Below are 23,670 nucleotides of genomic sequence, written 5' to 3' on the forward strand. Positions count from 1 at the left end.
TGAAAAGTTAAATTAGCCTGAAATTATTTTTCGGCGCGGCCGGCAAGGAGATCGTTGCAGAAGTCATTCCATACCTTCAGCCACAGATCCACACGTTGTACCATTTCCTCGAAACGATCTTCCGTTATCGCCTGGCAGAACAAAATCCAGGCATCTTCAGAGTGACCGTCTTCAATCGACTCGCCGGTTTCCGTTTCTACGTGAATGCTGTGATAACCGCGGGAGACATCAATGTCAGTCGCCACGTCCACGCTCTTCGCCCATGGCGTCGCAAAATCATGGAACACCGTTTCCGCTACGGCCAGCAGCGCTACCAGCTGCGGATAATCACCGTAGGCGTTTTCAAAGGTTGCGCGGCAAGCCACAGAGCTGGACATCGGCAACCAGGTTTTCACCTCATCCTCACTCATACCCAGCTGTTCAATGGTATTGAAGAATTGCACATAGTGCGCCAATGCCGGCTGCCCGTTATAGCTGCCGTCACTGCCGGTCCCCGGGTGGAAACCCAATTCGTCCAGCAGGTTAATCTGCAGCAGGAAACGCGCGGCCATTTTTGCCCGGGCGCCCAAGCGGCCTTCCAACTGTTTTGCAGAGCTAAGCGCTTCGATCACCGCATCAGTAAAGACCTGGGCGAAGGCATGATAAAACTCCAAATGGAAGACTTTCATCTGGTTGAAGCCAAACTCACCGCTATTCATTTTTGACAAGATGGGATTTCTCATCAACGGATGTGATTCAACGCGATCAATTAATCTCTTTGCGAACTTATGATTACGCTGGTAGTTATTATTTTCTACCGTTGCAGCAATAGCCTCTCTGCCGAGTTGGCGTGCACTCAGTAACTTTTCCATGATTTATATCTCAATATAAAGACTACGATTGATAGATTACAAGGCAGATATCTTGCCTACGGCCATAACAACTAATGCAAACATCCCACAGCTAAAAGGAATGACTTGAATATATTTGAATGGTAAGTAAAAACAGGCAGCAATCAGTAATACAGGGATACCCACGGAAAGAATAACCATGCATATCGCCGCATAATACTTGTAAACATAGGGAACCTGTAAGGTGTCAATGTTCATTCCATAAAGCATTGATATTAACGGCAGCATAATAAAAGCTATATGCGCCAGCCTCAGCATCCTTCGGTTTAAATCAGTGTAATTTTCATGCCCTTTAGGTGCCCGAAAAGGCCCTTTAAAGGCATACATTCCCATTAAGCCCCCCATCATAATACCCACAACAATACCACCCCAACCAAAGGCAATCAGCATCTCACTGAGATTAGCCACTTTATTTCTCCTGATTATTATCGCCACACAAACAAGGTGCTTGCGAGGTCGCAAATACCCTTATAAATAAAAATAGTTTTGAATAACTTCAACGCTATAAGATTATAAATACGTATAATTAAAAATCTGTAAATCGTTTAACTTTGGAATAATGAATTGGTTGTTCAAATCCCGGCATCCTGATACCGTTCATGTCGATCTCAACCTCAGCTTCATTTATCTCATGTTGCCCAAAAAGATAGATAACGTTCAGTTCACCGCGTGAGGCCGCCGCATCATAAGCCACTATCTGTTGCTGTACCTGCCGTCTACGCTGCTGGTAGTCGGCAAAGGCCTGTTCGCCATGCCGTTTACGCAACCACTGCGCCGTCAGTTGCGGTGAGTAGACCACAGCGGAGGCATTATTTCCGCCAAACCCCTTCGAGTTGATAAAAGCGATCTGCGTCTGTTCAACTGGTAAAGGCCGATCCTGGGTCGGGATCAATAAGCGAGCGTCATTCACCTCCGGTGATACCTGAAACACACTCTTGATTCCCGGCAAGATGCCGTACTTAAAGGTGCCCAGACAGCTAATCAACTGATCGCCACTCGCCGGCCCTAATGAGTGCCCCAGATATGATTTCACCGCCGTGACAGGCCATGCGTTAATGGAAAAGGCTTCGGCGACCCGGTCAAAGATCTCGGCTTCGGACACGCAGTTCTTTGGTGTGCTGGAACCATGCGCCTGTATAAAAGAGCCTTTTTGTACGCATTCCAACCCGGCCATCGTGACGGCAGAGGCGACAGCCTTCGCCATCGTGATGTAATTGCCCGGTCCCGGCGAAGCAATAGAGCGTTTATACCCGTCGGCGTTAATAAAAACATCGCTCACCGAGCCGTGAATCTCCGCCCCCAGTTGCAATGCCAGCTCATCATCCATCAGCACAATATATTGACTGGACTCGGCAATCACAAAACCGCAGCTGTTGCCAAACGGGCGACTGCTGTTGCGCCAGTCTGCCGTTTCAGTTCCGTCGATACGTTTGAGCTTGCTCTCCGTTGCCAGCGCCCCCATCGCATCAAAACCTTCAATCACTTCTGGGGTTATCGGTGCCTCCGCGCTCCCTACGATGGCTACGCGGATCCTGCCCGCCTTAATATCTTCTACTGCGGCATTCAGATTGTAGAGAAAGGTGGCGCAGGCCCCCAAGGTAGCGCCGGTGTGCCCCATACTGCCTAATACATAGGCATTCAAAAAATCGGCGCACATGCTGTTCAGGCCCAACGGGCACTGTTTGGCGCTGACGCGGTTGCCCTTCAGGCGCGATTGCAGCATACCGCCAAACCCTTGATCGTCGAGCTGCCCCAGAATATTGCCGGAATACACCCCCAGTTGGTCTGGCGCAATCAGCGCCCGAATTTCACGCAACGGGATCCCCAGAGCATTAATAGCATCGGAAGCCGCGACGATCGCCATCTGCAACGCACGGGGATGAAACTGCGAACTGTAGTGATCACCTGGTCTGAATCCTTGCGGCAACTGGCCGGCGGCTTGCGCTTCCGTACGCAAGGTAACGTCAATTTTGCAATCCATCTCGCCCCGAACGGTAATGCGCATCCGATCGTCCGTTAGCGGTTCAACTCGCCATCCTTGCGGCAAAGATTGGGGCACCTGCCGGCTGGGTATATCAAAACTCAAAGGTTCGGCACCGGCTGCCATATTCAATTTGGCATGACTGGCAACGGCATCGACGTCAAAATACTCTTTGGCGATCTTTCTGATCAATGTACCTTGCAATACGGCTTCTTTTATTTCAGTCGCGGCTTGTGCGGCTGAACGTAAATTCCCTTCAGCGTTACGGTAGCCGTCATCCTGATATTTTAGCAACCCCATCAGCACTGCTAATGATAACAGCGTCTCTTGCTGCTGGTCCTCCGGCAAAGCGTCCATGACCATGCGGCGAAACGCGTGGTGCGAAGAACTCCGCCCTGCTGGGCCGTAGCCACCGAAGGCGGTTATGACAGGTAACTTGACCATAGAGTATCCTCGCCTTTTTGCGGCATCGTTATGCCTTCACTTACTTTAGATAATTTACAGATATCAGTTTACAAAACGTGGGCAAAAGATATTATGAAAATCCGGCCAAAATGCAGACCTTTTTGGCCAAGACAGGTGTAAAAGCAATAACAAAATAATAAATCAGGTATTAACCGAAAAATGATAAATACAAAAATTGGATTTGTATTGTGCGAGCACATGCTGAGTTCCGGCCTCAGCCTACCAATAGAAATGTGGAAAGCAGCAGCAAGTAGTTATTTCGCAGAACAAAGGAACAATCAGAAAAACCAAGATAAATATATACCTACCTTATGCAGGCATGAGAATATTCTCAATATTAGTACGATAAGTATTAATAAAAATCCCATACCTACACACAGCGGTTTTAGCTTGATTGCCGATGACGTATTGGAAGACGATTCCGATTACGATATCATCTATCTGCCCGCTATCTGGCGCAATCCGCGCCCTATCGTAAGACAAAACACAACCATCACTCAGTGGCTGGCAGTGCAAGCGGCAAAAGGCACACGGATAGCTGCCGTCGGGACGGGGTGCTGCTTTTTGGCCGAAGCCCATCTACTGGATGACCAACCGGCCACCACCCACTGGCACTATTTCGAACAATTCGCACATGATTATCCCGAGGTTAATTTAAAAACAAAATACTTCATCACCCAGTCCGAGAATGTTTTCTGTGCAGCCAGCGTGAAGGCCCTTTCCGATCTCACCATTCATTTTATTGAGACCACCTACGGTAAAAAAGTGGCTAACCATACGCAACGGACTTTCTTCCACGAGATCCGCAGCAACTTTGAACGCCTGTGTTACCGAGAAGAAAATAAACCTCATCCTGACGAGGATATAATCCAGATCCAAACCTGGATAAAGGAAAATTGCACGACAGACTTACCAATGCAGAGGCTCGCCGATATGGTAGGCATGAGTTTGCGCAACTTTAACCGCCGCTTCAAAAATGCGACCGATATTTCGCCCTTGCAATACCTCTTAAAGGTTCGGATTGAGTCTGCAATCAATATGCTACAAACGACTAATTTGAGTATTCAAGAAATTGCCGCTCTGGTGGGGTACCAAGATATTGCGCACTTTAACCGCCAGTTCAAACGCATCTCCAGCGTTTCACCCGGTGATTATCGCAAAACCGTTCGCGCCAAGCTGTTCCATACTGAACAATCCACTTCCAAGAGCTAAATCAGGGCGTTAATCTGCAGGGGCCCCGCAAGGGCCCCCCACATATAATGTCCAATCAGCTTTCGCCGAGCGCTCGCTGAATAGCAAACTTCACAGTTCCTAACGCTCTTTGCACTGTTTAACGATTCCAGCAAAGTGGCCATTCAAGCTACCCGGCGTAAAGATAAGCTCCCCTCTAGACTGGAGCCAGCGAACACCGCCATCAGCGGCGAGCTACGACATCACTCTGCTCTTGGGATCAAACTTCACGATGCCAACGGTATTACCACTTACAGAGCAAAAATCCTAGATTTTTGCGGTAATCTGTTCTTCCGTGGCCGCAGTGTTGTGCAAGCTCTCGGTCGGTACCTAATGTGCGAATGTGCCTATCGTCACTGTCAAATACAGTATGCGACAGGGCGATGCCATTGATACCCGCTTCCGCGATAAACAACCGCGACCGATGTATCGCCATCAGTTGCGATAAGGTCGCACGCAGCGTCGCCGATTTCCCCGCGCCGGTCGGGCCAAAATACAGCATGTGCGCACTCAGGCTACGGTCATGCTTGTTAAGCGGGTCAACCGTCACCCTGTGTCCTTGGTTCGATTATTCGGCCTCAAGCCCTCAGCCTATGGGCTGGTACCAAAGCCATCATCGCCCCGATCCTCCCAGACGATTTTTATTAATTGACTTGGTATGTTTAATAAATGCATACACACTTAATAAAAGCATAATCACTGCTAAAAATAATAGCATCATTTTTACCGTCCTTTGGCTACACGCAGCGGGAAAGGTCACCTTGATAACAAGCAATTCAGCTTGATACCAAGACGAAGCCATTCACAATATTGGTGTAAAATAATAAGTTATCTTAGTGGACTATAAGCAGCCCTGGCCTTTCCCATCTGATGGGTTAATAAATTATCACTGGCAGATCACCGCATACTTTTTCATAACGGGTGATTTGCAAATTGAATTAAGCACGTCGCCCTTTTCTTGTTCTTTGGGCTTAGTGGCACCGTTACTCTCCCCAACGCATTTACCCCCATTCTGGCCTTTACCCTCTTCACAGTGGCCAATATTAATGTCCCCTGCGCCGTTACCGTTTCCTTGATTATCGTGAGTATTGGTGTTCCCATTAAAACCAGCATAGGCATAAGACGCCATCATGATGCAGGCACCGAAAAATGAAATGGTTAATTTTTTCATATACAGCGCTCCTTGTTGGTGTTTTTCAATCAGTAAATAAAAACAACTCATTAATTTATTTTGATAATTATGTAAACGCTAAGCTATAAATTTTGTGGAGATATAACATTCTGTATTCTTGTTATACCCAATCCCCGTGGGACAAAAGCCAGTAAATAAATTCATGATGTCGGCTTAGCATCAATTTTTTCATCACGGAACGTTTATGACTGTGTACCGTTTTGACGCTCACGCCCAGCACTCGGGCCGCTTGTGATTGATCGAGCCCCCTTCTGAGATAGCTCATAACCTGCTGCTCACGCTGGGTCAGAAGCGGATGCTCAAACGATCTTACTGGGCGTATATTCGCTAAGGTTTCGGCCAGCAGTTCGAACAACTTAGCCGGCCTGTCCGTTCGGTACAGCACGCGCGGTGGTTGACTTACGGCAACCACGGGCCTTTCCTTGATCGTGACGACAGGCGAACGCCCATTATCATAAGCCGTTCGGCGCCAACTCTGGGCCCCCCGACGTGTTGAAACAAACACCACATCGGGCTGAATTTCAGCATCCTGCTTTAAAAAACAAATCGTTTTATTATGGCACCGGGCATATTCCTTAATGCTGCTCTGCAGGCCAGCAGAAAAGTAGCGATTATCATCATCAATGATGATATTGATTACCTTCATCCTTACCTCCCTAGAATAAGAGCATAGCAATATAATCTGCAAGAACGCAGAACATGCCCGTGCCCGTCATTAAGACAACAATGAAAATTACATCAGTCATTGTGTCTCTCGCAGGAAACTTTATAACCTACGAGGTTATGTACCCCCTTATAGATGATTAATAAGAGTTTATGATAAGAATGCCATTGCCACTGAACGGCCCCTCTTCAACATTACCGACAGTGTGCAGGGTAGATTCCAGGTTAATCGATGCCCCACCAGTAGGAATGTTGATTTTCTTACCGGTTATGCCAGGTACACCATCGATAGTGACAGTGGAATACAGGCTATCATCACCCTTTAGCATTATTTTTTCACTGGCATTATTACTCACCAAAGAAATATCTGCGTTAGCCGGGTAGGTGCAGGAAATACGAAAAGTCTCTTGCTTCTTATGGCCATTAACCTCATCTGTACTTAATTGTCCGTGATCCAACGTTACCGCGCCCGCATCAATATTGCATTCATTATTAGGCGGTGTTGGCCCAATACAACTCTGTCCAGGAAAAGCGTTATAATACGAATATGAAGTCCGGAAATAAACAAGCGCATAGCATACTTTTGAATAGGCCTCCCATTTATTCTTATTAATACAAATCTCTGGAGAAATATCAGGATCACAATAATATCTAATATTGCCATACCCCCCTACTTCAGCCCCAACATAAAAATTATTTTCGGCTTTACTGCTTAAAGCTTTATAAAGCTCACCCATAGTTTTAGAGTGGTATATTGGCCCCATCTCCCACGCATAGGATAAGTATGTTTGCATATAAGGTGCAGGTTTGCTCGACAAATTGGTATAAACACCAATAGTTGCTATGCATGCTTTCTGATAACAAGGGCTCGGTGTTGGATCATCAAAGTCCATACTCACAATTTTACCAGCAGCCCCATAGTACTTGGCATTTGCGGACGAAATAGTTCCATCTATTATAGGCGCATTGGTGGTTTCCCAAACTACGCCTGCGTCTGCTTTAAACACAAAAATAAAAAGTAAAAAAGAAGATAAAATAACTTTACCCATCCATGCCACTTTGTCATTAAAAAAATACAAATTATAAAAACTCATACGTTCCTCTTTGAAACCATGGATGTATTAGAAATTAAATAGGAATAAATAACAAACACCAACTCAATTGGCACACATAAAAAGCAGCAATGCATTTTATTAAAATAATATTACTAAAGCCCCCCTAATAACCATACCGACTGCATGATTAAATGGCATATTTACGTTTAAAAACTTAACACCGGCGATATCTATTTCCTGCAACCAGGCATATCTGCCCGGTTGCAGAAACCGCTATTACTCATACTCAGCAGTCAGAGTCGCAGCGCCGGTAAAATCGGTACCCACTAACATGCTCCCAGGCCGTGCGATGGGTACCGCATAGAGCTTTGTGGGGTTAGCGGCATTAATGATCAGTTTGGTGTCGCTGACATAGGTGGTGTCGCCCGCGCCCTGCGTAATACGCAACCCAAGGTTGCCCACGCTGGACTGAAGTGGCTTGCTGTCACCCCAGGATACCGGCGCAAAGCTCAACTTCACTTTCAGGTCACCATAACCCGCTGAACCACCATTGCAGCTAACGGTATAAGGGATTTCCATTTTTTTGTAGTTAACACCGTCAATTTTACTGATGGCGACGTTGGCGAAATCAACGCTAATATCTTTGCCATCATTCAGCGTACAGATCGGTTGTTCTACCAATTTGCCCATGAACTTTACATTTACCGCTTGCGCAGAGCCAACCACCAGCAATCCCATGCAGAGCATTGTCGCCATGGCGGAATAATGCGTCACATTCATTTTTTTCATATTAGCTTCCTTCATGTTTATCTCCTTATTGAACCTCTACAAGTAACGTGGCGGCACTGGAAAAATCCCCCCCTCTCAGCGTGGCGCCGCTGCGCTTGACCGGAACTGCATATAATGCAGGTGCAATCGGGTAGGTAAAATTAAGCCAGGAATTCAACCGCAGCTGTTGGCCATTCTCTTGCACCAGCTTAATTGCCAGATCGTTATTATTGGTACGCAACAAACCGTCGCCGAAATCCGGTGCCAAGCCTTGCAAGCTGATTTTCAACAACCCTGCGCTACCTGATGTATTGCCACTGCAGCTCACCCCGTAAGGGATCGGCCGTTTGCCGTATCTTTCACCATCAATCTTGATCGTGGTCAGCTCACCGAAGGGCACGTTAATATCTTGCCCGCCATTAATCTCGCATTTTGGCTTGGCAACAATGACGCCTTTGACGGTAACCGTCACCGTCGCGGCCCACCCGGCCTGGCTAATCAACAGCACTGCTAACAAGGTCAGCGCTGAGGTCGTCGCCATGGTTGCCGCCAGAGCGCAGCAGATCAGAATGCCCTCCTTCGCCTTTTGCCACGCGCAGTACCCTGGGTTGCCCATTGTTTTCGCCTCAGTCATAGTTCATCCGAAAATCAATCGCTGCCTGGTAGGCACCTGCAACCAAAGGCGCACCTGTACGTTCCGCCATGACGTAGAAATTCAGCACGTCATTTGCACCTTTCAACAGCTGCGGTCGGCTGCGGCTGCCCAAACGCACATCCTTTTTGTCGCTATCCAGCAGGCGAAGCGCTAACCCACCCGCCCCACGAACCTTGACCAACTGCGACTTATCCGCGTCTAAGGGCGCGTTGAAACTCACCGTAACGGCCGGCTGATAGGCATCCCATACGCGATTGCCCAAACGGTCATCTTGTATTGCTCCCCCCGTTCGCAGGCAGTCTCGCAAGCGAAGTTGGAAAGCGACCGGCTTAGTACGTTCGCCCACCTTGGCGAGGCTGCCCGTTGTCGTTTCCCCCAACCAGACCTCTTGATATGCCGACGCCATATCCAGCCGACAAGCACCTTCTGTTAATGCACCATGGACAAATAGAACGCCGTGATTCCCTTCGTCCGCTTCGGCGTAGCCGGCCGTCAGCAAGGCCACCGCCAATAGGGTACCTATGCCTGCTTGCCGTGTTAAAAAGCCGCCCCGCAGATTGCTGTAACCCTTGCCCATTCTTTGCATTGTTTCTTCCCCACACGCTTCAACCAGTAAAATAGGCCACCGGCATCGGTTACCCTTTTGCGTCTGGCACAACCTGGCAATCACTGGTGCCGCATTTGAACGTCAGATCAGGGCGACCGCCGTAATCATTGACGTAGGTCAGCACCGGTGAATTACCCAGGCCGGAGGCCCCTAACGCAATACTGCCCTTAGGCGGCACCATCAGCGGTTCAAAACCCTGCGCCGTTTTACCTTTTTTGCTGCTGCTGGCATCCACCAGCGTGATGTAGTAAGGCGTAGGGTTATTAACCTGGAAACCTTCTCCTTGGCGTGTCAGCGTTAATTTTTCCTGCCACGGCGTAAAGGCGTTGCCCTTGCTGGGTGTAATCGCTGCGGGGCGATAAAACAGCTTAATGCGCGTCTGCAAGGCAATTTGCAGCGTGTTAGCCTTATCACTCTTTGGGGGAATTTCACGCAAGTTGAAATAGAACAGGGTTTCACGATCCTGCGCTAACAAATTCGCCGCTGGCGTCGCCTGCACTTTTATTTGGCTCTGTGCACCCGGCTCCAACCGTTGCACCGGAGGCAAGACCACCAGCGGGCTGGTGATTTTTTTGCCATCGGCGTCCTCGAGCCACCCCTGAGCCAGATACGGCAATTGCGTGTTTTTATTGCTGATATTCATGCTCACCGACTTCTCGCCACCGTTAAAGATCACACGGGTACGATCCAGCGCAATAGCCGCCTGTACCTGGCTGCTCAACAATGTTGCCGACAACACCCCAACAACAGAAAATGCCTTTACCCTATTTGTTTGCATAAAATTGTTCCGTTTCCTAACGCTGTTCTTACTGAAATAATCACGGGAGCGACGGCTTATTCCGACCGCATCTCGGTGTTCGCCCGGCACGGCAACAGCAGGTTGCTTAACGCGATATCCGTGCGGATCTCCGGCAGTGCGATCCGGCATTGCGCTTTACCATCCCAATTCACCGTCATCTCGGTATTGGGCTGGATGCCGCTCAGATATACGCTGCCTTCATCATTAACCAGGCCTGTCTGTTGCTGCCTGCTGTTGTAGACCAGTGCGCCAAACGGCGGTGCACTGCCGTCGGCCAGACGGATTACCGCCATCGCCTTTTGCCCCGAAATGACGTTAAACCGCCGATAACCAATTGCCCCTTCGGTTAGCGTCGCCTGCACCACCGACTGTGTTGCGTCAACATCATCCGGCAAAGTGTTGAGATCGATACTCGCCCTGCTGCGGTAGTAACTGCTGATGTCCGCAACCACTGCTTTGCCAAACGCATTGGTACTCGTCGTTGCACCAAACCCACGCACCGGTACCCCGGCCACACCGTCGGTATCCAGCAATAAGCGTGTCCCCCCCAGCGAGCCGGTTCGATGCAGCGCCGCCCCTTTGGCCGTTGCCGTCATCCCGCCTTGTAAGGACATGCCCATGGATGAATAGCCGCCACTTTGGTAACTGGCGTTGGCGCCGATCCGCGCGCTATCACCTTCGTGGGTGTAGAAACCACTGGCTGAGCTGCCTCGGCGTGAGTGGCCGGTGCTCAATTGGTAATTATTGTGTTCATCCAGTCTTTCGTAATATCCCACTCGCTGGGTAGTCTCATTACGGTTCCATGAGCTGCTATAACTGACGTTAGAGTTCATGCCCCAAGGCAGGGTAAAGGACAAATACATGCCATCGTCATTGGCGCGGTTATCTTTATTTCGATAAACCGTTAATGATGCATTCATATTTTTCATTGGCCCCAAATCGAAATAGCGTGAGAGTGCCAGGCTATAACGCTCGCTCACGGGCTGATCCCAATAACTCTGGTGGCTATAATTGAGATATGTGCTTAACCCCAAATCACGAAACTGTTTATTCAGCGTGATGGTGTACATTTCTCTGTTTTTCCCGATGCGGTTATCGTAATAACGAGCATCAAGATATTCACTCATGGTCATAAAGTTCTGCTCTGAGAAGCGATAGCCCGCAAAGGTGATCTGGCTGTCGTACTCGTCAAAACTCTTTGAATAACTGACCCGATAAGACCCGCCGCTTTTAACATCAGCCTGCTGCGGTAATTTCGCTCGCGATTGCGTAGAGTCAAACGACACTGCACCAAAGGCCAGCAGGTCACGCCCCAGCCCCATAGACAATGCGGTGTAATCCCCGCCGGCAATAGCGCCGCCGTACAATGACCAACCGTTACTCACCCCCCAAGAGAATTCTCCGGTGGCGAACAAAGGCCCCTGGACATGATGATTCCAGTCGGAAGGCTTGCCGCTGGCAAATTTATAACGTACCGAACCAGGGCGGGTCAGGTATGGGATATTGGCGGTATCTACCTTAAATTCCTGCACGCTGCCGTCTTGTTCTTCAACCCGAACATCCAACTGGCCGTTAATAGAGTCATTAATGTCCTGGATGCGGAATGGCCCAGCCGCGACACGGGTTTCATACAGCACACGCCCTAGCTGGCTTATAACAACTTTGGCATTGCTTTTGGCTATGCCTGTCACTTCAGGCGCATAGCCACGTAAGTTAGGTGGCAACATATTGTCGTCTGAACTCACGCTGACCCCGGTAAAGCGGAAGCTGTCGAAAATATCCGTCGCCAGATAATCCTCCCCCATCGTCAGGCGAGCGCCCCAGTGTGGTAATGCACGAAACGCGTAATACCGACTCCAGTCAAAATTCTGCTGGGTAGGTAAACCGGAACCGGTCTGATGATTGATGTTCATCTGCCAGTCAGCACGTAAACGCCAGGCCCCCAGGTTAGCCCCGGTAGTACCATTACCGCTAAGGTTGTATGACTGCTGCCCACCTTGTTGCGTACGTTGAACCTGTGAATTCAGGTTATAGTCCAACAGCAAACCGGGAATACCTTCATCCCAACGTGATGGAGGGTCCCAATCCGGAGACGAATATTCCAAATAGGCCTGTGGCACATTCAAATACAGGCTGGACGTGGCCAGATCGCCTTTGGCTTCCAGGCCGTTAAGGCTGGTTAAATCCAGGCACTGTTCGTCATGCCACCAGCGCAGCTTTGTTAGGGCGTCCGGTTTAAAACCCAGTTTTTCAACCAGCGTTGGAGATATACAAGCCTGGCTGCCTTTTGCATCATTTTCCGGCGCATAGAATGCGATAGGCTCTTCGGGTAAAACCTGCGTGTTCAGACGAATAGACATGACATATTTCCCCGGCATGATATAGCCGCCGCGAGAAAACTGACTCAAGTCAATATTCTTTCTGTCATTGAGATCCAACACGTCAATGTTAAACTGCACCTCATCACTTGCCTGTAATTGAAATGGCAAGCTGCATATCGCCAAAGCGACGCACACTCCTAATAGGCTCAATAAAGGTGCGCTCGAATTATTTGCGTTCGATTCCATGATACCGCCAACCTTTAACTTATTTATAATCAGTAGTAATTCAATTTAAAACGGATAGCGGTTCTATAATCCCCGGCACGCAACACTTGGCGATTAGCCACCAGTTGCATTGAATAGTTTAATTGATTCTCTTTTATTACCGTGCCGTCTATCGGCATGGTCAAGCCTGGGTAAATAACATTGCCGACGCTGTCTGAAAGACGTAATGCTATTCCCGTTGCATCTCCCATCACCCCGAACAATCCGTTATCGGCTCTGCCATCAAACATCATTTGAAAATGTTGACGGCCGGGTTGCATTTTTCCTGCGTCTGTTAAACTGCAATTTAATAACCGCAAGCTAAATGCCTTGGTCAGGCCCTTGCCATCCCGGGCAATTTGTTCCACCGGTAATGTTTGCATGTCGATAGTTTGATCACGGCTCGCAGATTCAATTGCACAAGCAGCATTGACAATGGCGCCTTCCATATTGACCCTTCCCCACCCAATCACAGAGCTCTGTGCCATTAATGGCTGGGTAATAAAAATCAGGGTCAACAGGGAAGGTGCCACTAAGGTTTGGACTTTCTCAAACATATACACGTTCCTGGCAATAAGGTTCCATTTTAAAAAGCATGCGGTTACCCGCATGCTGAATACGCTTATGAATATTGCTTATTGGTAGTTCAGAGCGAAGTTAACAACGCTGGTGAACGCACCAGGAACGATGGTGTCCAGAGCGCCACCATTGCCTTTCAGATAAGCCTGGAATTCCAGCTCGGCATCAGTATCACCTGCAGCAATAACCTGACCGGTCGTTGCGGTACCCAGCTCAACAACGGCATTACTGTTTTTGGTATCGGTAATAACAATACTTGCACCTTTAGCAGTGCTGCCGCTGCCCAGAGCAACCATTTTCTTATCTGTACCTGTAGCGCCGCCCGGCTCACCGGTAAAGGTGGTCTTCACTGTTTTCGCTGTTGCTGAAGTACAATCTTCCAACACGATTTTGAAGTCTTGTTTTAATTCAGACGCACGACCATCTTTCAGGCTCAGGTTAGAGATTTGGCCCATTGCGATAGTCTGATCAATATTGCCTGGTGCGATTGAACATGGTGCATCGATAATTTCACCGGTAAAGGTGACTGAACCGCTGCCCTGGTTTGCTGCGTTAGCGAAAGAAGAAACACCAAAAGCCATCACTGCAGCCAGCATAATTTTATTCAGTTTCATATAAAGCCCTTACATTCCTTAGCAAGAAGAGAAATCAATGTATTCCATCATCAGATCATCAACGCTGAGGGTTAATTTATCCAAGCGTTGTTTGAGTGCCGATACATAACGTTTAGCGCTCCGTATCAGTGGGAACAAAGTTACCTTCTTCAAAGCCAAAATAAAATGTTATGCGTGAAATAGACAAAAACACAGGATATTATAAAATAAAATAGCATATAGATAGGTTTTAAACCTAAAAAAGACATATTAATTACACATATTTATTTTAATGTACTTATAACATAAGCAATTATTTACGGATATTATAAGAATATAGAGATAAATCCTATTTACTCATATTGAGTAGGATTGAAAAAAAAGTCATAAGGTCTCAGAATCATCTCTCGACAGGAAAGTTGACAGGTAAATGACATGATTTTTAATATTAATGACAACGTCCTCTATAATGAAGAGGAAGGCACGCTAATGCATATAGACAATGCGAGCAGTAAGCTGGCGTTGTTGAAACCGACGTGCCGCTTGCTCTCTTTATTTATTCGCAATAATGATGTTCTATTGTTGCGAGATAGATTACTTAATGAGGTTTGGGTAGAGTATGGTTTAAAAGCATCCAATAATAACCTTAATAATTACGTGTCCGGGCTCAGAAAGTCTCTGGCACAGTTTGGGGAGGAGGAGCTTATCGTTACCTATCCACGCCAAGGGTTTAAATTTTCCGCCAAAGTCATTCATCAGATAGCGAATGAGGATGAACCCTACGCCTATGAAAATAAATTTTCCTGGCAGGATGAATATTCTCCGTCAACCAAAAAAAGGTTATGGAATCCTTTTCAGCGCTTAATCATGATCACTGCTGCTTGCCTGGTGCCGTTTGCTGCCATCGTGCTGTATCAGAACAGCACTCGCATTAACGTCTATCCGCTAGGGAATTATGAGCGCTGTCAGATCTACAGTATGAAATTGGGGAGTGGGAGTTTAGATAAGATTAGAGGCATCATTCAGCAAGCGGGCTTTAACTGTAAAAGTAAAGCAGACGTCTACTATTACGATAACATCCGTAACGAAAACTCACAGAGTAATGAGGAGCAGATAACCTTTTGTCCGCGTGAAATTAGCAGCCCTTGTATTAATAATTACATCAATAATAATAATTAAAATTCTATATGCCCCCCAGGGTCAGATTTTTAGTCCCCTTGGCTGTCTTACTCCAAGGGGATACAACTTACCGTACAGTGCTGCAGACAAAAAGCGGAGCGTAATTTCCAACAAATAAGAAGCGCTGGCTGTCTATTTGTTCAATACGTAAATGATACTGTTGCCCCTGCATTGGCATACGCCGATTCAATTCGGGTGCTATTAGCGAATCCGCCGGTCTATTGTTGTTTTCCCGCACGGTAAACGTATAGTTATCTCCTTGGCGTTGATAATCCATTATCACCGCACGGTCAATGTTGTATCTGACATATCCGTCGAAAAAACTGCCGTGAATCAACACCTTTGCCCGTCGTGCACCTTCTGGTGCGATGCTAATCAGCAATACGCGCCGCATCGTTTTATCTTTTAGCTGATTAGTCACCCATAATGTCGCCTGGCACTCTGGGAGCTGGGGTCTAAAAAACAACGCGTAAGCGGAAATGCCGCAGACAACCAGCGCCAGCAGTGCTGCCATCCCATAGCCGCAACGGCGAAAAAAACTATAAGTCCTTATTTTCATAAAAATTCTCACATTGCACTTGGCTAGAACTCACCTGCTTCTCAGGACAATAATAGAAATAAGAGGTTCTGAATCGCCCGGCGGCATTCGGCATTAGCGATAAGGTGTCGTAAAAAAATAGCGTCGCTGGCTCGGTGCATTTGATATCGTTTTTTTGCGCCAACAGTTCCTTCAAATGGGTCAAATCGACCTGGCCGGAGCCCACCTTATGGTAAGACGTAATGAATTGAACGTCACAGCTGCCTATTTTACCCACGGACCTCGTTTTAATCGGTGAATATCCAAGGTCCGACCAGGCCCAAGCGCCACTGACGGCAGCCAACAGAACCAGTGTGCTCAAAGCAACACCTTTAAGACGAGCAAAACGTGGCGAAACAACAGGCAATGTCTGCGCCATGTCATTCGGGAGTTCTGTAGCCGGTAAATCGGCAGCCAAACTGTCCGCCGTTTCCAGCGTCGCGGCGGTAAACATAAACCCCTGCCGGGGCAAGGTAACGATAATGTCCTCTTCGCCGAGCGAAGCGAATATTTTGCGCAGGATAGAAATGGTGTTATTGAGATTATTGCCGGAGGCCACTTGCCCATGCGCCTCCCAGACCTGCATCAGAAGCGTATTGCGAGAAAGCACCAGATTATTGTTTCTGACCAAGGCGGAGAGCAAGCGATTCAGGGTTGCCGTCAAGGCAACCGGCGGGATGTTATCATTCAGTACAACCAGTTCAGATCTATCTTCATGATATTTAATATTATTATTAATTATATATTTCATAATCCCTTGCCCTACAAACTAATTAACAATAATTCACCTTTATTAAGCATGGTTATATTACCATAGAACAACGACTAAGAAAATTCCTAACGCAATGGTATAATTTTATATAAAACAATAGCCTATTGAAAAACATTAACGGCCCTTGGGTAACTATTAACGTCATAGTTGGCGAAGAAATACCACCGTCTTGCCTGATAGGGTAAATTTACGAACCCGATTTTGATATTCAGGTACGACAATATGAGGGATGGATTTCTCTACGCACAGTGGGATTGTGATTGGGTCATTCTGAATCCAGCTTCGCCCTCCCTCCTTATCAACCCACTGAGCACATCACCGGGCTGCTTTACTTTTATGGCGACCGCTGAACGGCCATACCCCCCATTTACTGATGAGATGTTATTATCGAGGTTTTTCAGTTGAACAGGCTCAGCATGGCATCCTCTTTTCTTCGCAGTCTTACCTTTGTCATCTCGCTGATTATCGGCGTTGGCTCCCCCATGCTGGTGCAGGCCAGGCCCGATCTGGAACGTAAAATTGGCGTGACCATCGCCGATACACAGTCACCTGATTATCAGTTCAGTGATTTACGGTTCAATTCAGTGGATGGCCAGCGCCATTACCGCATCCGCATCGCGCAGCCGCGTATCGCCCCGCCACCGGCTGGGTATCCGGTCATCTACTTTTTGGACGGCAACGCGGTACTGATGGAGCTGAATGCCAGCTTGTTGGCACGGCTTGCAGCACAAAAACAGCCGCCGGTATTGGTGCTGATCAGTTATGACAACGATTTGCGTATCGATGCCAATGGCCGCAGCTACGATTACACCCCGGCCGCACTGCAAACCAGTGGGATGCGGCCCAATGGCGGCGCAGATGCCTTCTTGCAACTGATTGAACGTCAGGTGAAACCGGCAGTTGCAGCGAAGGTTACCGTTGATCCTCAACAGCAAACGCTGTGGGGACACTCTTACGGCGGTCTGTTCGTTCTGCATACGCTGCTAACCCAGCCAGCGGCGTTCCAACATTACGTCGCGGTTGAACCCTCTCTCTGGTGGGGCAAAGGCTTTATTCTGCAAGAAGCACAACGGGTTATTGATCGACATCCTGCGTTATCTGCCCATCTGTGGTTATGGACCGGCGGTGGCGAGAAAATGCGTTCAGCACCGCCCAATGTCAAGCAGGCTCCACTTCCCGCAGATGCAGCTCAGCAGTTGGCCGAACGGTTGGGTACGCTAAAGGGACTTGAGGTTGATTTCCGGGAATGGCCAGGCTTGGATCACGGTGCTATGTTCAGTGCGGCTATCGCACCTGCATTGGAAGACATCGCCAAGGGTACCGCTCAGGATAAATGATGGGATTACAGTTGCTGACTCTGGGGAATTTTGAACATGGCGGCTCCCCTTTGGCAAGTTAGCTTGCTCTACCGGTGGAGCCTGAATGGCTAATGTATTTTCTGAAGGAGGCCCTGGTGAGGCACAATAAGAAGAGATTGACTGGACAGGATTTACCGCTATTTATTACCGCGTATTGCGCTATTTTCTAGCCCCGTCACAGTTAATATAAAGGTTTGCCCCACCGACGGGAACGGGTGAAAACCACCCTTGTAATACATTATGAAAAGTGATAGTTAAACCCGTTGGTAGACATCAAATTGATTGCAAAAACAATTATTATCACAGGGAATTATATTACAACAATGAATATCAATATTACCGATCAACCAAACCCACAAGATGAAGAGTTCGTCATTGATAGCCTGTGGGCTCACAACGAAAAAACCGAACATGTCGATATCCACCCGCTGTTCCTGACCATTACCGATGACGAAGGCAAAATCGTCGCCGGCCTGGTTGCCAGAACCTGGTGGGGCGGGCTTGAAGTACAGTATCTTTGGGTCGGCGAGCAATATCAGAAAAGCGGCTATGGCCGCCAATTGATGTTACAAGCCGAAGAAGAAGCCAAGAAGCGCGGTTGCCACATGGCTTATGTCGATACTTTCGACTTCCAGGCCCGAGGCTTTTATGAAAAATTGGGCTATCAGGTTTACGGCAACTTAGGCGATTATGCCAAAAAGCATACGCGTCACTACCTGGCGAAAAAGTTATAACCCAATCTTAATCGGTGAGGTCAGAATGGATTCGCCCGATAAAAGTAATGAATTCTATTTGAAGGGCCTGATTGCCATGATGGAGCACTTAAGTGAGCCATGGGGCATCAAGGATCTGGCATCCCGTCATCTTTACATGAACCGGGCCGCCTACCTCTATACCAACACGCCATTAAGTTTTGATATAGCCGGTAAGCGAGACGACGAATTCCCCGCGGACTGGGCCGAATCTGCCGCCGATTTTGTCGAGCATGACAAAATGACCGAGATCTCACGCGATCGGGTTGCCGTGATAGAAACCCATTATTGGTATGGGAAAGACAGCCTGACACCGTTTATCAGCGAAAAACTGCCCATCTACAACGATAAGAAAGAAGTCTTCGGGGTGATGTGGAACGCCAAGCCGCTCAACACATTATCCCCGCTTAATTATATCAATCATCATAAACCCAGCGTATTAACCACGGAAACCAACAGCACTATTTTTACCCGTGCTGAACTGGACGTTATCTTTTTAATGTTGCAACGGCTGTCGGTGAAAGAAATAGCCAAAATATATAACATCAGCAATAAAACCATAGAAAACAGAATATATAACATTTATCAGAAATCTGATGTCCACACACAGCAGCAGTTTGAGGAGTTTTGCAAATATGCGCGTCTGGACAGCTATATTCCCGATCGCCTGATAGCGAAAGGCATCCAGTTTATTTAAATAGCAAGGAATACCTCACCGTGATCAAAATTGAAGACTATCCGTTAACCCGGGTACCTCAGGATAAAAGAGTCTCCTTTTTAAGCGTAGCTATCGTGCATATGGGCATGTTGACCGCTCTGGATCAGTTTATGCTTGGCGCCGTGTTGGGCCATTCCATGACGCTGATCGATGCATTCACCGCCATTTTTGTCGGCAGCCTGATTTTTGGCGTAGTGACCTACGGCCTCGGGTTGGCGGGGATGCGCGAAGGGATCTCCGGTAGCCTGCTCGCCCGTTGGTGCGGTTTCGGCCGCTTGGGTTCGGTCCTGATCGGTGTCGTCGTCGCTGTCAGCCTGCTGGGTTGGTTTGGCATACAAAATGCCATCTTCGCCAAATCGTTGGATTTCGCTCTTGGCAATAAACTGGGCTTTGGTCTGGCGGCCGGGCTGTCCGGTACCCTATTGACCATCCTGGTGGCGTTTGGCTTCAAGGCCTTGCGCATTGCCGCCAGAATTGCGGTGCCGATGTTTATTATGTTGGTGGCCTATATTTCCTATATCACCCTCACCGGCCATAATCTGCCGGAGATTATCCAACTTATGCCGCCGGGTGATCCGCTGTCGATCAGCGCCGGTATCACTATTGTGGTCGGCGGCGCTATTGTTGCCAGCCTGATGACCCCCGATTTAACGCGCTACTCAAAAAACAGCAAGCATGTATTTGGCGTGACCATTCTCACCATTGTCGCCGGAGAGTTCGTGGTTAACGGCCTGGCGCTGCTGATTGCCAAAACGCTCGGCACGGCGGATGTGGTCACCATCATGTCGCAAGTTGCCGGCGGCGCGGGCTTGCTGGTCGTCGTGTTCTCCACCTTGAGGGTTAACGACCTCAACCTGTATTCATCGTCACTGGGCATCGTCAACGCCGTTGAAGGCATGACCGGTAAAAGGCTGAAATACACCGCAACCACGTTAGTGATTGGCGTGTTGGGCACCACACTTTCCGTGTTGGGCATTCTGGATCGGTTTGTCGATTTCCTGACGGTACTTGGTGTGGTATTCCCGCCGATTATCGGCGTTATGTTGGTTGATTATTATCTGTTGCGCACTCACCGTAAAATTCTGGATGAGAGCCGCCAGGAAGGAAAATTGCCTGACCAGACGCCAACCATTGGCTGGGCGGCCATCATCGCCAGTATTGCCGGCAGCATCGTCGGATTGGTGACTGAGTGGGGTGTGCCTACCATCAACTCGTTACTGGCCGCCAGCCTGCTGTACTGGGCGCTCAAATTGACAGTGAGCCGCTCTCAGAAACCGGCGTCTGCACAAAGTTAATCTGGCCTGAGTGATATTCTCCACTCTCTCACTGCCGGAGAGTGGGGAAATAAGAAACAAGTAGAAAAAGAAATAGAATCGCCGAGTGATAACGTCAAGGCATAAATAGATATCGGTCGGCTAACTAGCCGACTGGCATCAATATAGATTGGTGGGTTTTAAACTGTAGCGTTACAGCCGATGGCGTAATTGGAATTCCCTGGTGTCAGTAGCTAAAACATCCTTTAATACTCAGAGAATGGAAACGCCCCCTCTCCGAGCTTTTTATTATAGAAGCAGTCAGACGATTGCCTATTAACCCTTCTGATCGTCAATAAACACTTCAGTATGGGTGAACATTAGCTCACAAAATCCACCCTGGTCAACACAAAAGTAGACACAAAACCCACTTTTGTGTTCACTTTTCACAGATTAAGTCGTAAGTGATTGATTTGTATTTGATTACCTTTATTTCTCATTATGCGCACATTAATAAAAGCCTTCATGACCACGGCAAGGGATAGAACCCCTTTCATTTTTAAAGTGTAATCAGCCGGTTACCGGCATAATCTCTGTGTCCGTTCTGGACAATGCCGGTGCGTGCGATATAGTAAAGCCGGCCAGAATATTGTAAGGAATGCTTATGAAGACCACTAACGCCCAGCGCAAAGTCAACATCATTAAGAATATTGAATATCTGATGCGCACACGGGGCGAAACCAAGGCATCCTTCTCTAACCGTACTGGCCTGACACGCACCACCATCTATAAAATCCTGGATGGAAAGGTCAACAATGTGCAGCAAGCCACCGTTAACCGGATTTCAGACTTCTTTGGCGTTTCCTGTGAGGAGATCGAAGACTATGATCTGGAAAAACTGGAGCTGCTCAACGAAACCCTTTCAACCGAAGGGAATAAAAACCCTTCTGCCATTCCAGTTATTCCTCAATCGCGATTTTTATCCGTTACGGGCTGGAAGATTGGGCAGTTGGTGACAGAGTTTCCTTTGACTTATTTCTTCGGCGATGAGTCAAATATGGTAGCAATGAAAATAGAGACCGAAATAAAAGGTTCATTTATCCCTGGCGAGGTCATTATTATAAAACGCCCGCCGGTGCTGGTTTGCAATTCGCCTTTATTGTATCACTCGGGAAAAAACGGTTTCTTTGTCATTAATGACAAAGAAGAAAGCAGCATGGAGAAAAACAATCAGGATACCGTGCAATTCCTGGGTTATATCTTTGGAGAAAGGCTATAAATGGAACCTAATCAAAAGTTCAAGCTATTGGGCTTTACCCGGCATGGCACCCTCGCGGCCAATGTCATGGTATTAGCCACCGGCAAAACCATCACTATGGGGCTCAATGAGCTGGCCGACAGCGAAATATCGGAAGATCTTAGCCGACATGAACTGCAGGCACTGTACCGCAAGATTTATGGCAACAATCAGCAGCAAACCGCTTATGAACTTAGCGATCGCCATGAGCGCTCTTGGTACGCCTACTTGATCATTACCGTGGCACTCAGCGTGATTTATATCTTTTCAACGCTGTGCGGCGTAAAGCCGATTCAAATTCCCGCGTTAAACCTGATCACACCACCAGCCATTTTTATTTATCCTCTCACTTTTATCCTCGTCGATATTTTAAACGAGTTTTACGGACTACGATTGGCCAGGCGCACCATCATCATCTCGTTTATGGCCAACCTGATTTTTGTGCTGGGCGTTTGGGCCACCACCCTGGTGCCGAGCATTCCACAATGGGAGTTCAGCAAAACTTATGACGGTATCGTCCACAGCATTATGGCGGTACTGGTTGCCTCCTCTGCGGCTTATTTAATTTCCGAGAATGTTAACTCCTACCTGCTTTGCAAAATCAAAGAGTTGACCAACTCCCGCTACCTGTTTGTGCGCGTGATCACCAGTACCGTTGTCGCCTCAGCCATCGACAGCGTGGTGTTCTGTACACTGGCGTTCTACAACGTCCTGAGCTGGGACATCATCAAAACCATGATCCTGTCGCAGTTCCTGATCAAGGTGGTCTATGCCCTGGTGGGCGTCGGCCCGATTTACGCCGCTCGTAGTCTGTTTAACCGCTATATCAATACCGATCTTGCAAGGAGCAACGAATATGCATATCAAAAAACAAGATAAAATCACCCATCTTGGCGCTAACTCCGATTACCCGGACCAGTATGCTCCCGAATTGCTCGAGGCCCTGCCGCGCGCACGCGGCCGTGATCTGATCGGTGTAGATGAACAAAACCTGCCGTTCCACGGCGTGGATTTATGGACCGCCTTCGAACTGTCCTGGCTCAACGCCAAAGGCAAGCCAGTGGTTGGCATTGGCGAGTTCACTCTGCCGCATTCTTCCACCAATCTGATTGAGTCCAAGTCATTCAAGCTGTATCTCAACAGCTTTAACCAGACGCGCTTTGACAGCGTTGAACAGGTGAGCGCCGCGATGCAAAAAGATCTGTCGCAGGCCGCCAACGGTCAGGTCGGCGTCAAACTCTATCCAGGATTGGACGGTTATTCATCGCAAATAGATCGCCTGCCGGGCATCAATATTGACGATCTGGACATCGCCGTGGATGACTTTGACTTCAAACCAGAATATTTGCACGGTGCAACCTGCGATCAAGCGGAAACCGTGACGGAAACGCTGTCCTCCAACCTGCTGAAATCCAACTGTCTGGTCACCAACCAACCGGACTGGGGCAGCGTGGTGATCCACTATCAAGGCCGGAAAATCGATCGCGAGCGCCTGCTGCGCTACCTGATCTCTTTCCGCCAGCACAATGAGTTCCACGAGCAGTGTGTCGAACGCATTTTTAACGACATCAAGCAAAGCTGCCGGCCGGAAAAACTCAGCGTTTTCGCCCGCTACACCCGCCGCGGTGGTCTGGACATCAACCCGTTCCGCAGCGATTTTGAAGCCGAACCCACACTGGGTCGCCTGATCAGGCAATAAGCC

24 protein-coding genes and 1 pseudogene are annotated in these 23,670 nt (G+C 48.2%); 9 read left to right on the forward strand and 16 right to left on the reverse strand.

The features are described 5' to 3' along the window. Window positions 1–23 precede the first annotated feature (23 nt). The 3 genes from AC2FCQ_RS09875 to AC2FCQ_RS09885 all read right to left on the reverse strand — a co-directional run bounded on the left by AC2FCQ_RS09875 (window position 24) and on the right by AC2FCQ_RS09885 (window position 3,315). Window positions 24–851 carry a hypothetical protein gene (locus AC2FCQ_RS09875; protein WP_490307936.1) on the reverse strand — a complete coding sequence of 276 codons (828 nt, stop codon included), beginning with the start codon at window positions 849–851 and terminating at the stop codon, window positions 24–26. Window positions 852–887: 36 nt separating this feature from the next. Beyond that, complete coding sequence (locus tag AC2FCQ_RS09880; RefSeq protein WP_209637456.1) at window positions 888–1,298, reverse strand: CorA family divalent cation transporter; 411 nt, start codon at window positions 1,296–1,298, stop codon at window positions 888–890. 118 nt (window positions 1,299–1,416) lie between these two features. After that, window positions 1,417–3,315, reverse strand: coding sequence for a beta-ketoacyl synthase (locus AC2FCQ_RS09885; RefSeq protein WP_490307935.1), 1,899 nt, complete (start codon window positions 3,313–3,315; stop codon window positions 1,417–1,419). Between the two features lie 180 nt (window positions 3,316–3,495). Between AC2FCQ_RS09885 and AC2FCQ_RS09890 the strand changes: the two genes are divergently transcribed. Then, the gene (locus tag AC2FCQ_RS09890) at window positions 3,496–4,548 is read left to right on the forward strand and encodes a GlxA family transcriptional regulator (protein WP_245209964.1); all 1,053 of its coding nucleotides are present in this window, start codon (window positions 3,496–3,498) and stop codon (window positions 4,546–4,548) included. A 373-nt stretch (window positions 4,549–4,921) separates the two neighbouring features. On the opposite strand, the pseudogene AC2FCQ_RS09895 reads toward AC2FCQ_RS09890, so the two are convergent. From AC2FCQ_RS09895 to AC2FCQ_RS09945, 11 genes and pseudogenes are all read right to left on the reverse strand, one after another. Further along, a pseudogene (locus tag AC2FCQ_RS09895) lies at window positions 4,922–5,125 on the reverse strand (hypothetical protein); the annotation flags it as partial. Window positions 5,126–5,452: 327 nt separating this feature from the next. Beyond that, window positions 5,453–5,737, reverse strand: coding sequence for a hypothetical protein (locus AC2FCQ_RS09900; RefSeq protein WP_490307934.1), 285 nt, complete (start codon window positions 5,735–5,737; stop codon window positions 5,453–5,455). A 121-nt stretch (window positions 5,738–5,858) separates the two neighbouring features. Then, window positions 5,859–6,404, reverse strand: coding sequence for a helix-turn-helix transcriptional regulator (locus AC2FCQ_RS09905; protein ID WP_404760462.1), 546 nt, complete (start codon window positions 6,402–6,404; stop codon window positions 5,859–5,861). Window positions 6,405–6,561: 157 nt separating this feature from the next. Further along, window positions 6,562–7,515 carry an MrpH family fimbial adhesin gene (locus AC2FCQ_RS09910; protein WP_490307933.1) on the reverse strand — a complete coding sequence of 318 codons (954 nt, stop codon included), beginning with the start codon at window positions 7,513–7,515 and terminating at the stop codon, window positions 6,562–6,564. A 237-nt stretch (window positions 7,516–7,752) separates the two neighbouring features. Beyond that, on the reverse strand, window positions 7,753–8,280 hold the full coding sequence (locus AC2FCQ_RS09915) for a fimbrial protein (RefSeq protein WP_490307932.1): 528 nt from the start codon (window positions 8,278–8,280) through the stop codon (window positions 7,753–7,755). A 10-nt stretch (window positions 8,281–8,290) separates the two neighbouring features. After that, window positions 8,291–8,878: a fimbrial protein gene (locus AC2FCQ_RS09920; RefSeq protein WP_490307931.1), complete on the reverse strand. Its 588-nt coding sequence runs from the start codon at window positions 8,876–8,878 to the stop codon at window positions 8,291–8,293. Continuing rightward, entirely contained in the window at window positions 8,871–9,485 is a 615-nt protein-coding gene (locus AC2FCQ_RS09925) for a fimbrial protein (protein ID WP_490307930.1), read from the reverse strand. The genes AC2FCQ_RS09920 and AC2FCQ_RS09925 overlap by 8 nt, the downstream gene beginning before the upstream one ends. 49 nt (window positions 9,486–9,534) lie before the next feature. Continuing rightward, the gene (locus AC2FCQ_RS09930) at window positions 9,535–10,284 is read right to left on the reverse strand and encodes a fimbria/pilus periplasmic chaperone (protein WP_209637444.1); all 750 of its coding nucleotides are present in this window, start codon (window positions 10,282–10,284) and stop codon (window positions 9,535–9,537) included. Window positions 10,285–10,340: 56 nt separating this feature from the next. After that, window positions 10,341–12,872 (reverse strand): outer membrane usher protein, encoded by a 2,532-nt coding sequence (locus AC2FCQ_RS09935; protein ID WP_490307929.1) that lies wholly within the window; start codon window positions 12,870–12,872, stop codon window positions 10,341–10,343. A 29-nt stretch (window positions 12,873–12,901) separates the two neighbouring features. After that, window positions 12,902–13,447, reverse strand: a complete 546-nt coding sequence (locus AC2FCQ_RS09940) for a fimbrial protein (RefSeq protein WP_490307928.1) — start codon at window positions 13,445–13,447, stop codon at window positions 12,902–12,904. A gap of 78 nt (window positions 13,448–13,525) precedes the next feature. Then, window positions 13,526–14,083 (reverse strand): fimbrial protein, encoded by a 558-nt coding sequence (locus tag AC2FCQ_RS09945; RefSeq protein ID WP_209637438.1) that lies wholly within the window; start codon window positions 14,081–14,083, stop codon window positions 13,526–13,528. Between the two features lie 414 nt (window positions 14,084–14,497). On the opposite strand from AC2FCQ_RS09945, the gene AC2FCQ_RS09950 reads away from it, so the two are divergent. Then, window positions 14,498–15,241 carry a winged helix-turn-helix domain-containing protein gene (locus AC2FCQ_RS09950; RefSeq protein WP_209637436.1) on the forward strand — a complete coding sequence of 248 codons (744 nt, stop codon included), beginning with the start codon at window positions 14,498–14,500 and terminating at the stop codon, window positions 15,239–15,241. A gap of 67 nt (window positions 15,242–15,308) precedes the next feature. On the opposite strand, the gene AC2FCQ_RS09955 is transcribed toward AC2FCQ_RS09950, so the two are convergent. Further along, window positions 15,309–15,755, reverse strand: a complete 447-nt coding sequence (locus AC2FCQ_RS09955; RefSeq protein ID WP_209637434.1) for a hypothetical protein — start codon at window positions 15,753–15,755, stop codon at window positions 15,309–15,311. A gap of 25 nt (window positions 15,756–15,780) precedes the next feature. Beyond that, complete coding sequence (locus AC2FCQ_RS09960; protein WP_209637432.1) at window positions 15,781–16,569, reverse strand: winged helix-turn-helix domain-containing protein; 789 nt, start codon at window positions 16,567–16,569, stop codon at window positions 15,781–15,783. 437 nt (window positions 16,570–17,006) lie between these two features. Here AC2FCQ_RS09960 and AC2FCQ_RS09965 point away from each other — a divergent pair, with 437 nt between their 5' ends. The 7 genes from AC2FCQ_RS09965 (at window position 17,007) to queF (ending at window position 23,667) form a co-directional block, all read left to right on the forward strand. Beyond that, on the forward strand, window positions 17,007–17,927 hold the full coding sequence (locus AC2FCQ_RS09965) for an alpha/beta hydrolase (protein ID WP_209637430.1): 921 nt from the start codon (window positions 17,007–17,009) through the stop codon (window positions 17,925–17,927). A gap of 344 nt (window positions 17,928–18,271) precedes the next feature. Then, a complete protein-coding gene (locus AC2FCQ_RS09970; RefSeq protein ID WP_209637428.1) occupies window positions 18,272–18,682 on the forward strand; it encodes a GNAT family N-acetyltransferase in 411 nt (136 codons plus the stop codon). Between the two features lie 25 nt (window positions 18,683–18,707). Continuing rightward, window positions 18,708–19,397 carry a helix-turn-helix transcriptional regulator gene (locus tag AC2FCQ_RS09975; protein ID WP_209637426.1) on the forward strand — a complete coding sequence of 230 codons (690 nt, stop codon included), beginning with the start codon at window positions 18,708–18,710 and terminating at the stop codon, window positions 19,395–19,397. Between the two features lie 20 nt (window positions 19,398–19,417). Further along, window positions 19,418–20,713, forward strand: coding sequence for a cytosine permease (locus tag AC2FCQ_RS09980; protein ID WP_037416677.1), 1,296 nt, complete (start codon window positions 19,418–19,420; stop codon window positions 20,711–20,713). A 622-nt stretch (window positions 20,714–21,335) separates the two neighbouring features. Further along, window positions 21,336–21,950, forward strand: a complete 615-nt coding sequence (locus AC2FCQ_RS09985) for a helix-turn-helix domain-containing protein (RefSeq protein ID WP_209637424.1) — start codon at window positions 21,336–21,338, stop codon at window positions 21,948–21,950. Continuing rightward, window positions 21,951–22,847 carry a queuosine precursor transporter gene (locus AC2FCQ_RS09990; RefSeq protein ID WP_037416671.1) on the forward strand — a complete coding sequence of 299 codons (897 nt, stop codon included), beginning with the start codon at window positions 21,951–21,953 and terminating at the stop codon, window positions 22,845–22,847. Beyond that, entirely contained in the window at window positions 22,825–23,667 is an 843-nt protein-coding gene (gene queF / locus AC2FCQ_RS09995; protein WP_209637422.1) for an NADPH-dependent 7-cyano-7-deazaguanine reductase QueF, read from the forward strand. The genes AC2FCQ_RS09990 and queF overlap by 23 nt, the downstream gene beginning before the upstream one ends. Window positions 23,668–23,670: the final 3 nt, after the last annotated feature.

It is taken from the genome of Serratia sp. CoH_134_PS_4 (genome assembly GCF_058190535.1).